Below are 13,005 nucleotides of genomic sequence, written 5' to 3'. Positions count from 1 at the left end.
GCACCCCTGAAATACTGACGAAGATGCGTGGATCTTGTTGTATTTCAAGGGCTCGCGCCCTCGCGGCGGCAGCACATCCATGTGCCGCGTGCTTCTCGAATCAGTCCCCCAGTGGCAAGCGGTCCTCGCCGTGTTTGTGACTGTCCAGAGTGTGCTTGAGACGCCTTAGCGCCTCACGGCTTTTGCGTTTCTGTTTTACGGCCAGCTCGGTGGCCAGTACATCGATGGCGGCAAGCATGACGTAACGGGCGGCAGTGGGTTTGAAGATGTAATCCGTTTCCAGCGGTTCCATCGGCACCAGATGGTCCAGCACTCCCGCCAGCGGCGAATCCGCTACCGTCACACCCAAAGTCGTCGCACCGTATTCCCGCGCAATTTCTGCCGCTTCCTGCACGTCCGGACTGTAGCCGCCCATAGACAGGCACAACACCACGTCGTTACTGTCGATGGTGGAAGCCGCCATGCGCATCAGCATCGGATCCGAGTAGGACGTGGCCGGAAAGCCGAGGCGGAAAAACCGGTGCTGGCACTCCTGCGCCATGACCGTGGAACCGCCGCCCACCCCGAATATCAGAATCTGACGCGCTTTTGCCAACGCGGCCACCGCGGGCTCAATCACTGCTTCGGTAATCAGCCGTGCGTTGTGGTCCAGGGCCGCCTTGATCTCATCGTAAACCCCGTAATTGGCTCCCGGCTCTACTTTGACCTCGGTGTAGAACCGCTGCCCGATCGCCACCGCCTGTGCCAGGCGCAGTTTGAGATCGCGGACATTCTTGCAACCCACCGCTTTGGCAAAACGGGTGATGGTGGCCTCACTGACACCGGCCTTATCCGCCAGCTCGCTGATACTGGCGTGAGCGGCAAAGCCGATATCGTCCATCACCAGACGGGCAATTTTCTGTTCCGCATCGCGCAACTGGCCGTAATGGGCGTTAATCTTCGAGACAATATCCGGTTCGTGACTCACGGCAGATTTCCTGTTTTGCTGGAGTTTCGATTCCCGCATGTGGCCGGCAGACTGCCAATTGGCGCGGGCCCTGAAGCGGATACGGATGTTACTCAAGTCGGTGCAGTATAGGTATCGTGTTTGTTACTTTCAATACTATATTTATTTATGTGATACTTTCTATCACGACATTCCTGGAAAATGAGACGGAGTCGGCCCCATGAGCCTCTCTCACAACACACAAAACCCGCGCTCTATGCGAAATCTGTTGCGCGAGGAAATTCCCCTGCCCGCTGCGGTGGTGTACAACTCGCGCCTGCAGCACAACCTGCAGTGGATGCAGAATTTTGTGAATCAGCGCGGGGTAAAGCTCGCCCCCCACGGCAAGACCACCATGACCCCGGCTTTTTTCCGCCTGCAACTGGCAGCCGGCGCCTGGGGCATGACCATTGCCACCCCGCAACAGGCGCGGGTGGCCGCGGGGGCCGGAGCCACCCGCGTGTTGATGGCCAATCAGCTGGTCGGCCGCGGGAATATGCAGCTGGTGAGCGCGTTGCTGGTGGATTATCCGCAGCTCGAGTTGTACTGCCTAATCGACTCCGTGGAAAACGCGCGGCAATTGGGACAGTTTTTTGCGGAATCTCGACAGAACCTCAAGCTGTTACTGGAAATCGGCGTACCCGGCGGCCGCACCGGTTGTCGCGACGCCGCGCAGGTACGCGCGCTGTGTGAAGAAATCCAGCACTGGCCACAGCTGCAACTGGCGGGCGTGGAAACCTATGAGGGATTGATCCACGGCGAGTGCGCCGAGGGGCGTGTCACCGAACACCTGCAGCAGGTGCGCGACATCTGCCTGGACCTACTGACACAGGAGAAATTCACTACCGAATCCGTCATCCTGAGCGGCGCCGGCTCCGCCTGGTACGACCGGGTGGCCGATATATTTGTCGATCACAACGAGCCACGCATCCTGCCAATATTGCGCCCTGGCTGTTACCTCACCCACGACCGGGGTATTTATCAACAGGCCCAGGCCGCGGTCATGCAAAGACTGGAACGACTCGAAAAAACTGAAAGATTCGACGGACACTACTGCCCCCCGGAAGACCTGCAGTCGGGCCTGGAAATCTGGGCCTACGTGCAGTCGCTGCCAGAACCCGGCATGGCCATTCTGAATTTTGGCAAACGAGATGCCGCCTATGACGCGGGCCTGCCGAAACCGGAACTGCATTTTCGCCCCGGCACAGACCCGGCGCCCCGTGTAGCAGACGAAGCCTGGCAGCTCACCGGCATTATGGATCAGCACGCGATGATGAAAATTCCCGACGATGCCGACATCCAGGTAGGCGATATGCTCGCACTCTCCACCTCACACCCCTGCCTGACCTTCGACAAGTGGCGGCAGATACTGGTGATCGATGACTATTTCAATGTGCTGGAAGTCGCGGATACCTGTTTTTAAACGGGCATAAACATCAATAAGAAAATGAATATGGCAATACCAAAGAATGTCCTTCGTCTCGGATTTTGCGCGCTACTGCCACTAACGGCTCTCGCCGGCGATGCCACATCATTTTCGGCACTCATGCCTTACCCGCAGGAACTCATCCGGCATCAAGCTACTGGTGAATTCCTGCTGAGCCGGGATAGCACACTCTGCTTCCACCAATCCCCCGGCGCCAGGTTACAAGCCGCGGAAAACCGTTTTCGCCAGCGTACCGAGCGCCAGACCGGTATCTCCCTGCCAGCAGCTGCCCGTTGCCATGACCCGGAGATGGCCAAACGCATTTCTGTCATTGAGCTCGCACTCACGTCTGACGGAGCACCCCCGAAAACCAATGCGCTCAGCGCACTTGGTCATGAGCACGAAGCCTACCAGCTTGAAATCAATCCGCATAAAATCACCCTGAGCGCAGCCTACGAAGAGGGAATACTCCATGGCCTGCACAGCCTGTCGCAGTTGCTCGGCATCGAAAAAAATGACGATATTGCGCTGCAGCCAATGACCATCAACGACCAGCCACAGTTTCGCTGGCGCGGCCTGATGCTGGACTCGGTGCGACACTTTCTGCCGGTGGATACCATCAAACGTCAGCTGGACGGTATGGCCGCCGCCAAGCTGAACGTTTTCCACTGGCACCTTACCGACGACCAGGGCTGGCGCTTCGAAAGTCGCAGCTATCCGAAGCTGCATCAAACTGCCGCCAACGGAAATTTTTATTCCCGGGAACAGATACGCGAAATCGTCGCCTACGCCTTTGAACGCGGCATTGTCGTGGTGCCTGAAATCGATATGCCCGGTCACGCCAGCGCCATTGCCGTCGCCTACCCGAGACTGATGTCCGCCCCCGGCCCCTACTCGCCGGAAGACCGCTGGGGGGTACACAAGCCACTGCTGAATCCCGCGAACCCGGAGGTGTACACCTTTGCTGAAAAAATTCTTGGCGAAGTCGCGGAGCTTTTTCCTTTCGAATATGTGCATATCGGGGGGGACGAGGTGAATTCCGAGCACTGGCAATCCAATCCCGAAATCCAGGATTTCATGCAGGCGAGGCAACTAACCGACAGTCACGCACTGCACAATTATTTCAACACTCGATTGGCAGAAATTCTCGCCAAGCTCGACCGGAAAATGATCGGCTGGGATGAAACCCTGCACCCTGGTCTCGTGCCCAGTGCCGCGGTGCAATCCTGGCGCGGCCCGGATGCCCTCGGCGAGATCGCTCGCGCCGGGCACTTCGGCATTCTTTCCACCGGCTTTTACCTGGATCAGCCCCAGTACACAAGCTACCACTACCGCAACCGCATTATTCCCGAACCCCTGGATTTCCCGGCGATTGAAACCGACGAGCAGTGGCAGCGCTGGCAATTCAGCGCGCCGCGCAAACGCGGCAGCCCGGTTTCCGGTACCTTTATGGTCGAATCCACAGAAGGCCACCTGCGCGGTGTGATGAGCTTTACCGGCAAGACACCACAGGCGTTGCACAACATCGAGCGTATCGGTCCCTATACGGTATTTACCCTGGACACCTGGATGGGGCCACTGCGCGCGCGCCTGCTGTTGCAGGATAAAACCCTGGGCGGAGAGTTTGTCGTGGGCAACGCGCCCTACCACCCCACCGGCGAACGGCTGGCTGGCAGCCAGAAAGAAAGCGCAGTTCCGGATTTCGCCAATTCCCAGTTACCACTGACCGATACAGAGAAAAGTAAAATACTCGGCGGCGAAGCTGCACTCTGGGCAGAAATGGTCCATGAGAACAATATCGACCTGCGCCTGTGGCCCCGCACTTTTGCCGTGGCAGAGCGCCTGTGGTCCGGCAATTCCCTGCAGGATGAAGATGCTCTTTATCAGCGGATGAACGCGATCGACCACTGGGCAGCAACCGCCGTCGGCCTGCAGCACCACACCCAACAACTGGCCACCCTAAAGAAACTCTTCCCAGAAAACCTGCAAAGCCACGCGCTGGCGTTGTCCGCAGTACTGGAACCCGCCCACTACTACCATCGCCATCACGAGAAGTCCGCCAACGAAACCTATTCAAGACGCGACCCGCTGAATCGCTTTGTCGACAGTCTGCCGGTGGAAAGTGCCGCTTTGCAGCCGTTGCGCAGGTTCGCGGAAAACCTGCCAGAAGACCCGCAAGCGGTGATTGATCTGGAGCCCATGCAAGCAGGTCTGCAGCATCTCTGGCGCGCGGGTGTTGCCGCAGAAACTGTGTTACAACAACGCGACGGGCTACCTGCCGAAGTGCGTAAACTCGCCGAACTGACCCAACAACAGATGGAACTGGGCTTTCTGATTACCGCGCGCTGGCAGGACGGCGTGCCGTTCTCGCCCGATGAAGATTCCTCCATCCGCGAACAACTGAACGCAATGAAAGGCATGCACGGCGAAGTCGTGCTGCCAGCGGTTTACGTTCTGGAGCGTTTTATGGATCGACTGCAATATTCCGCACCGCGTACAGACAAACCGGGCGCAAAAAACAAGATGGAAAACCAACATGGCTAACTTTTTCGGCATTTCACTTCTGGCTCTGGTCGTTGCCGGCAGTACCGCGGTAGCGACCCATGCACAGACAACCGACTGGATGCCGGAAGGCAGTTTTACCAATGGCGTGGAGGGCCCGGTGGTTGGCGCGGATGGCAGCCTGTATGCGGTGAATTTTTCCCGCGAGGGCACCATTGGCCGGGTTACCGAAAAAGACAAGGGCGAGCTCTGGCTGCAATTGCCGGAGGGCAGCACCGGCAACAGTATCCGCTTCCACAATGGCCTGATGTACGTCGCCGACTATACCGGTCACAATGTGCTGCAGATTGATCCTGCCAACAAAGATATCCGGCGTATTTTGCATAACCCTGCGATGAACCAACCGAACGATATTACGATCAACGCCGATGGTACCATTTACGCCAGCGACCCCGACTGGGCCAACAACACCGGGCAGTTGTGGCGTATTTCCCCTAGCGGTAGTTTTACGCTGCTGGAAAGTAATATGGGCACCACCAACGGCATAGAGCTGAGCCCGGATGGAAAAAAGCTCTACCTGAATGAAAGTGTGCAACGGCAGGTATGGGTGTACGACGTGCTCGACAATGGTGACCTTGTCAATAAAAAACGGCTGCTGGCATTCGATGACTTCGGACTGGACGGCATGCAGACGGATTCCGATGGCAATCTCTACGTCACCCGATACGGCGCTGGTGTTGTACTGAAAGTATCTCCTTCGGGAGAAGTGCTTTCGACAATCCAGTTGAAGGGGCAGTATCCCACCAATATCGCGCTCAGCGCAGATGGCAAAATCGGTTATGTAACCATGCAGAAGCGTGGCGCCATCGAGAGGTTTTCTATCTCGCACTAAACAAGAGCGGTTATGTGGCCATGGAGAAACGCAGGGCTATTGAGCAGTTCTCAATTAACAGGGAAGCAGACCAGTCCAAAATGGAATGATCCGTTGATGAAGGTCGGCATTTCATAAACAAACTTCGGATCCCCTCCCCAGCATAGCCCCACAACAAAAAAGGTGTGCCGCTTTCGCGGCACACCTTTTTCTTGGTTAACACCTTTAGTGGATAGTAACCGCGATCAGAAATTGCCGCTGATCGTCAGAGCATAACGCCGGTCGGTCTTGAAGCTCAGGGACTCCTTGGTGGTGCCGTCTTCACTGACCTGTGCCAGGGTCTTGGTTTCAAGATCCAGCAGGTTGCCGATCTCCATGCCCACTCGCCAGTTGTCGCTGAGGGAGTAGAACAGGCTCGCATCCATCATACCGGCCGCTTCCGTGTAGATGGGCGCAAACTCGTTGGAGTCGCGGCGGGTGACCAGGTAATCCGAACGCCAGGTGTAGGCAAGACGCATGGAGAAATCGTTGTACTCGTACATGCCCACGATGTTGTAGTTCTGATCGGAATAGCCTTCAAGCGGCAGCCCGGCAAAGTTGCGGAAGGTATCGCGCTGATCGCTGATGGGTTGTCCATCGGCGGTAAAGCGCTGCGCACCCAGACCACTCTCCGGATCGTTCAGGCCATTCTGGTCAATATAGGTGTAGTTGAACTGCATACCCAGACCACTCCAGGCACCAGGCAGGAAGTCATAGAACTGCGAATACGACAGCTCGACACCCTGAATGGAACCAGAACCGGTATTCGCCGGGCCAGTCAGACTGAATTCCTGGGAAATACCATTGTCCGGGTTGGTCACGGTTTCAACAAAACTGCGATTGCGGATAATGTCGTGCATGTTTTTATAAAACAGCCCCACAGACATCGAGCCGGCGGACGAGAAATACCACTCGGTCGTCAGATCGAAATTGTCGGATTTCTCCGGCTCCAGATTCGGATTCAGCGAGGCACCGAACAGACTGACGTCGGTAATCCCGACCACCGGATTGGTGGTGTCGTCGGTGTCATTGGAGCCGGGATTCTCGCGTACCGCGGTGTAGCTGATGCCCAGGGTTTTGGTGCTGCGGGCCTGATCCAGTGTCGGGAAATACAATCCGCGAGAGGCACCGAAGCGCAGCAACACATCGTCAGACAGGTTGAACACCAGGTTCAGGCTGGGGAGTACGGTATCGTAATCCGTGCCCTTGACGCTCTGCACGGAGCCGGTGCCATCCGCAAACGCGTAGAGATCCGGATAGGTTTCCTGAAACACGCTGAGCAGGCTGTCGCTGCCGGAAATCGCCGGGGGTAGAACCACGTAGCCGTCGGAGTCCAGCTGGTAGCTGACGTAGCGCAAACCCAGGTTACCGCGCACCGGAACAGCGCTGTCATCCAGAGCAAAATCCGCGCGGACATAAGCCTCAAGGCGCTCTTCCCCGGTGTTGGAAATATCGTGCGCGGCGAAAGGACCATTTACCCGGTCGGCGAGATCCAGGGAACCGGAGTAACACTCCGCATTGGGCTGGCCGGCGGAACCGAACGGCGCATTGTTCCAGGTACCGCAACCGCTGCGCATGGCTTCACTGAAATTTTTCACCAGGCTCATGCGCGGGAAGTAGAAACTGCTGGTGATATCACCCTGCAGCACCTGACCATCGTAAAAATCACTGAAATCGACGGTTTCCCAGGCTTCCGGTGCCACGTCCGGACCGGCCTTGTCGACCTGGGCTTTCACCCAGCCTTCATTGACGAAGCCCCAGTTGGCGTACTCGGTGTTGCGCATGATCAACTCTTTATCGGAGTAATACATGCCGGTGTGGATCTTGTTGAACAGGCCATCCAGTTCGTAATCCAGGTCGAGCCGGAAGCTGTCGCCCCTGGCATTGGAGTGGACTTCGTGGTCCATGGCGGTGGCGATGTAGTGGGTCTGGTTTTCACCGGCCCAGTTTGACCAGTAGCCCGGGTTGTTCCAGGTGGGATTCAGGAACTCTACCGTGGGCAGAGAGCCTCTCAGATCCAGGAAAACATCCGACGCATTGGAGCCCGGGGCAACGCGCGCGTTGATCCCGTAGTTGTGTACTATTTCTTCGGAGGCCACGTGCTGGTAGTCCACGGATACCGTCATGCGATCCGTCGGTCTGAAGGTCACATTGAGGGAGGTATCTTCCACCGAGTTGATGTTCTGATTGTAACGGGAAGAGGCCAGCATCGGCAGCTCGGCGTCGGCGCGGATGATACCGCTGGTGAGATAACCATCGTCAAAAGTGATGGGATATCCCTGCGCTTCGTCCTCCAGCCAGTGGGCGGCAAACCAGGTAGTCGGGTGGAAACCCTGACCCTGGGTACCGATCACCCGCTCTTCCCACTCCAGCTCCGCCCTGGAGTTGATGTGTTCCAGGGTGGCGGTGACTTTTTCGTCGTTGCTCTGCCATTGCAGGGAGGTGGCAAAGCCTTCGCGGCTACGGTCATTTTCCGCGGTGCGCAGGGAGAACTGGCCTGGTGCATACACCACGCTGCCCGCCTCCTGGCCGGGAATCATCGGGCCTTCCAGCGGTGAATCCGCGGTCGGGCCGACAATAGCGCCCCATCTTTCCTCGCCGATAAACGCATCACCGCGGGAATAGTAGTTGGCCACGCCGACACCATCGCCGCGGGTTTTGTACTCGGAGCCGGAGCCCGCCACCAGAAAGCCGATCTTGCCGATGTCGGTTTCCCAGTGATCGGAAAACAGTGCGGAAAATGAAGGGGTAGCCTCTTCGCGAAAATCGCCGTAATTGGCTTTGGCGGTGAACGCCAGGATCTGCTCGTCCGAGTCCAGCGGTTTGCGGGTGATCAGGTTTACGGTACCGGCAATACCACCGGCAGTCAGGTCCGCGGTCTGGTTCTTGACCACTTCCACCGCACCCAGCAGTTCCGGGGAGATATCTTCGTAATTCAGACCGCCCCAGGGATTGGCACTGAACGCATCGCGACCGTTGATCTCACTGCGCACGCGGTCGAGGCCGCGCACCAGTACACCGGTACCTTCATCAGCATAGTGGTTGGGGTCGTCGGAAGCGGCGAAGCGCTCGATGGTAACGCCCGATACCCGCTGCAGGGCCTCGGTGACGGACTTGTCCGGCAGTGCGCCGATATCCGATGCGGTAATCACGTCTTTTACCGTGTCCGCATCCCGTTTCAGGTCCTGGGCGGACTGGAGATTGGCGCGCATATCGCCGTAGACCACAACCTCTTCTACAAGTGCATCGTCGATCTGTTCTGCTTCCTGCGCCACGAGCTGCCCCGGCAGCAGACCATATACCGCACCGCAAACGGCGATGCTGAGCAGTTTGTGATTGAATTTCCTTGGCATGGCTAACCCTCGGTGGTGTGTCTGTTGTTATAAGTAAGAGTCATTGGTGTGACGGCACTACCCCAGACAGTCCCTGCCCTGTGCCCTCTCTATTTATTTGCATATCTCAAAAACCCACGCGCCAGCCGGTACATATTCGGCACCTCACTTCCCGCCCAGTAAAGAGACACAAAAAGTGCTCCGGGAACTCCAAAGCCAGCAATGCCAACGGAAGTCCCCGACTGCGAGCGATACAAGGTGAACATCGAAAATGGACTGGCGATACCAGCGCATGCAAGGAAACATAACAATCAGGAAAATAACTTTCAACAAATATCTAAACAAATGTTAGATACTTTCACAAATGCGCCAATTCCTGCTGCCATCAGCTATTCCATGTCGAAAGGATCACAATCCCGCAGAAAAGCACGCGCAGTGCCCGGTATAAGCCGTCTCAACACATACACTGATGGTGTGAAATATCTACCCGGCGAGGTAAGTGAGTACACACATAAAAATGGTTGAGTGTGTCCCCGGGGTAGTTCCAGCCGCAACACGGATAGGCGCTATGCCATCCGAAAGTAGTGCAGCGATCTTCCGGGGAGCATTTACACGCCAACCCGATGGCGCCATTATGCGCAATACAAGGAATGAACTTGGCGAGAGTCTGATGCCACAACCCTATCTGCGAATCGATATTGTCTCCGACGTCGTCTGCCCTTGGTGCGTCATCGGCTACCTGCGCCTGCAGCAGGCACTGCAAGCCTGCCCCCAGCAATTCGACCTCAATATCGTGTGGCACCCTTTTGAGTTGAACCCGCAAATGCTCGAAGCAGGCGAGAACCTGCGCGAACACATCACCGGCAAATACCGTATTTCTTCACAACAGAGCGAGAGCAATCGCCAGCGCCTGACCGAATTCGGGCGCGAACTCGATTTCGCGTTCAACTTCAGCGATGAAATGCGGATCTACAATACCCGCCGCGCGCACACCCTCCTGCACTGGGCGGAGACCAGCGGAAAACAGACCGAGCTGCAACTGCGACTGTTCCGTGACTATTTCAGTGAGGGGAAAAGCCTCAACCACGACAGCGTACTGCTGGATGCCGCAGAATCTGTGGGCCTTGACCGCGATGCCGCAGCGGCAGCACTCGACGACACCGCAATGACACGGCAGACCATCGCCCGCGAAGAACAACTGCTGTTACAGGGTATCCAGGGCGTCCCCCTGTTCATGTTCAATCATGAATATGCCATCAGCGGCGCGGAAGATACCGAAGTGTTCCTGAAACAATTGGAGCAGATAGGTTCCATGGCCCCTTCGACCTAGCCCTGCGGCAAATTTATCCCCATATTACCGGTCGTTCCGCACCTTCGGTTCCCGCACGATTATGCAGCCGGAGACAAGCCTCCGACGCTCGACGCTGCGCAGTTGAAAACGCCAAGCACGGCAAAAAGCACCTGCCGACCAGGCCCGCGACTTAACACTTGTTAACCCTACTTTACCCCCACTAAACCTACCCTCACGTCCACCTGTGGTCATATAACTCCATCAATTACGGAGTAGATCCCATGAAACGTATTCCCACCGTGGTCGCCATCACGGCTATCGCCGCGCTGGCGGCATGCTCAAGTACCCCCAAGGCGCCGCCGGTGTTCTCGGAATCTTTCATTACCAAAATCACCGAACAGGGCAACCGCATGTTCACCTATACCGCCATGGTTAACGCCGGCGGCGAGGGCGGTGGCCCTGGTGGCGGTCGAGGCGGCCGAGGTGGTGGCGGTCCGGGCGGAGGCTCCGGTGGCGGCATGGGTGGTGGTCCCGGTGGCGGCATGGGCGGAGGCCCCGGAGGGGGCATGGGTGGTGGTCCAGGTGGCGGAGGCATGAGTAACAAGATGCGGGAAAACCCGGAAAAAGCCGCGCAGGCACGCCTCGAAGAAGTCCTCGCCGATACCGCCTATTGCCCCCACGGCTGGTTTGTCATCGAGAAGAGCAACCTGCAGGGCTCGGTTGAAATCAAGGGCGAGTGCCGCGCCGGGTAATCCGGTACAGCACAGGTAAAAATCCAAAAATACGAGGCGTGAAAAGTGACGAATAAATCAGATAATCCACCGTCAGAAATACGTGAAAAAAACACTCAAGCGATATCGACAAAAACCCTGAATCGCCGACAGATGCTTTCCGCCATGGGGCTGACCGGCGTCGCACTGGTCGCAGGATGTAGCAACGGCGGATCCTCCGGTAGCAATTCCAATTCGGGAAGTTCATCCTCTGGTGGTTCATCCAGCAGCTCGTCTTCGGGAAGTTCGTCCTCCGGAAGCAGCAGCTCTTCCGGTAGCAGCTCCGGCGGCACCCCGGGCACCTGCACCCTGATTCCGGAAGAGACCGAAGGCCCCTACCCGCTCACTGCCGTTTTAAGCAATTCCGCCATGGTGCGTGCGGACATTACCGAGGGAAAGACCGGGGTGCCGCTGAAGCTCGCGTTGAATCTGGTGGACGTCAACAACGGCTGCGCACCGATTACCAATGCGACAGTGTATGTCTGGCACTGTGACAAAGACGGGGTTTACTCGGGTTACTCACAACCGGGAGTCGATGCCCGTGGGGAAACCTTTTGTCGCGGCATCCAGGACGTGGATGATGAAGGTATGGTGATGTTTGAAACCATCTATCCTGGCTGGTACACCGGGCGTATTACCCATATCCATTTCCAGGTTTTCCTGTTCAGCAGCTCGACCGCGACGGCCACCTCGCAGATCGCCTTTCCGGAAGAGGTTACCCAGGCGGTATACAACTCAACCCTGTACGCGGCACACGGACAAAATACCTCTGTGAATGGATTTTCCAGTGATGGAATTTTCCGCGATGGGGTCAGTTACCAGCTGGCGGAAGTGACCGGGGATGTGGAGAACGGATATGTGGCGACGCTACAGGTTGGCATTGCCGTTTAGAAATCAGATGGAGCAAACAATAAACAGGCCGGCAATTGCCGGCCTGTTTATTTGGCTAGTGTGCCAGCAGATAATCCGCATGGAAACGCAGATGTTGCTCGATAAAAGACGCAATAAAGTAATAGCTGTGATCGTAACCCGCGTGATGCTCGATCTTCACCGGATAACCCGCGGCTTCGGCCGCCGCCTCCAGCGCATTGGGCTTCAGCTGCTGTTCCAGAAACTGATCTTCCTCACCCTGTGAAATCAGCATTGGCAACTGTTCGGTGGCCCGACTCAGCAGTACCGTCGCATCGTACTCCTCCCAGCTCGCGCGGTCTTCGCCAAGATAGGCCGCAAATGCCTTCTCGCCCCAGGGGCAGGCAATGGGATTACAGATGGGGCTGAAGGCCGAAACGGAGGTAAAACGTCCTGGATTTTTCAGCGCGATGGTCAGTGCACCGTGGCCACCCATGGAGTGGCCACAAATGGCACGGCGATCACCCACCGGAAAATTCGCCTCGATCAACTTCGGCAATTCTTCGACGATGTAATCGTACATCTGGTAATGGGGTTTCCATGGCAGTTGCGTAGCGTTCACATAAAAGCCCGCGCCCTTACCCAGGTCGTAACCCTCATCGTCCGCCACATCGTCGCCCCGCGGGCTGGTATCCGGAATAACCAGTACAATACCCAGTTCCGCGGCCATACGCTGGGCGCCGGCCTTCTGGGAAAAGTTTTCATCGGTGCAGGTGAGACCCGATAGCCAGTAGACAACCGGGAAGCGCTGGTCCTTTTCCGCCTGTGAAGGCAGGAAAACGGAAAAACGCATCTCGCAATCGAGCACATCCGAGCGATGGGTGTACTGGCACTGGGTACCGTCGAAACACTGTGTTTTGCTGACTAGTTGCAAAGTCAT

Annotated in this window: 10 protein-coding genes; 7 read left to right on the top strand and 3 right to left on the bottom strand. The window is 56.9% G+C overall.

The genetic code is table 11. The features are described from left to right. Positions 1–100 precede the first annotated feature (100 nt). Positions 101–967 (bottom strand): MurR/RpiR family transcriptional regulator, encoded by an 867-nt coding sequence (locus PVT68_RS15435; protein WP_280319526.1) that lies wholly within the window; start codon positions 965–967, stop codon positions 101–103. Positions 968–1,166: 199 nt separating this feature from the next. Here PVT68_RS15435 and PVT68_RS15430 point away from each other — a divergent pair, with 199 nt between their 5' ends. From PVT68_RS15430 to PVT68_RS15420, 3 genes are read left to right on the top strand one after another with little or no spacing between them, the layout of a single operon-like run. Beyond that, on the top strand, positions 1,167–2,408 hold the full coding sequence (locus tag PVT68_RS15430; protein ID WP_280319524.1) for an amino acid deaminase: 1,242 nt from the start codon (positions 1,167–1,169) through the stop codon (positions 2,406–2,408). A 30-nt stretch (positions 2,409–2,438) separates the two neighbouring features. Continuing rightward, positions 2,439–4,955, top strand: coding sequence for a beta-N-acetylhexosaminidase (locus PVT68_RS15425; RefSeq protein WP_280319522.1), 2,517 nt, complete (start codon positions 2,439–2,441; stop codon positions 4,953–4,955). Further along, positions 4,948–5,805 carry an SMP-30/gluconolactonase/LRE family protein gene (locus PVT68_RS15420; protein ID WP_280319520.1) on the top strand — a complete coding sequence of 286 codons (858 nt, stop codon included), beginning with the start codon at positions 4,948–4,950 and terminating at the stop codon, positions 5,803–5,805. The genes PVT68_RS15425 and PVT68_RS15420 overlap by 8 nt, the downstream gene beginning before the upstream one ends. A gap of 224 nt (positions 5,806–6,029) precedes the next feature. On the opposite strand, the gene PVT68_RS15415 is transcribed toward PVT68_RS15420, so the two are convergent. Beyond that, positions 6,030–9,176: a TonB-dependent receptor gene (locus PVT68_RS15415; RefSeq protein WP_280319519.1), complete on the bottom strand. Its 3,147-nt coding sequence runs from the start codon at positions 9,174–9,176 to the stop codon at positions 6,030–6,032. Between the two features lie 237 nt (positions 9,177–9,413). On the opposite strand from PVT68_RS15415, the gene PVT68_RS15410 reads away from it, so the two are divergent. The 4 genes from PVT68_RS15410 to PVT68_RS15395 all read left to right on the top strand — a co-directional run bounded on the left by PVT68_RS15410 (position 9,414) and on the right by PVT68_RS15395 (position 12,107). Then, complete coding sequence (locus PVT68_RS15410) at positions 9,414–9,680, top strand: hypothetical protein (protein WP_280319517.1); 267 nt, start codon at positions 9,414–9,416, stop codon at positions 9,678–9,680. A gap of 43 nt (positions 9,681–9,723) precedes the next feature. Next, positions 9,724–10,485 (top strand): DsbA family oxidoreductase, encoded by a 762-nt coding sequence (locus PVT68_RS15405; RefSeq protein ID WP_280319515.1) that lies wholly within the window; start codon positions 9,724–9,726, stop codon positions 10,483–10,485. Positions 10,486–10,727: 242 nt separating this feature from the next. After that, a complete protein-coding gene (locus tag PVT68_RS15400) occupies positions 10,728–11,198 on the top strand; it encodes a lipoprotein (RefSeq protein WP_280319513.1) in 471 nt (156 codons plus the stop codon). Positions 11,199–11,243: 45 nt separating this feature from the next. Beyond that, a complete protein-coding gene (locus tag PVT68_RS15395) occupies positions 11,244–12,107 on the top strand; it encodes an intradiol ring-cleavage dioxygenase (RefSeq protein ID WP_280319511.1) in 864 nt (287 codons plus the stop codon). 55 nt (positions 12,108–12,162) lie between these two features. On the opposite strand, the gene fghA is transcribed toward PVT68_RS15395, so the two are convergent. Next, the gene (fghA, locus tag PVT68_RS15390; RefSeq protein ID WP_407666104.1) at positions 12,163–13,005 is read right to left on the bottom strand and encodes an S-formylglutathione hydrolase; all 843 of its coding nucleotides are present in this window, start codon (positions 13,003–13,005) and stop codon (positions 12,163–12,165) included.

The organism is Microbulbifer bruguierae, from assembly GCF_029869925.1.
Classification (GTDB): Bacteria; Pseudomonadota; Gammaproteobacteria; order Pseudomonadales; family Cellvibrionaceae; genus Microbulbifer; species Microbulbifer bruguierae.
Note: the sequence above shows the minus strand (reverse complement) of the source record. Positions and strands in the feature narration are given on the sequence as shown.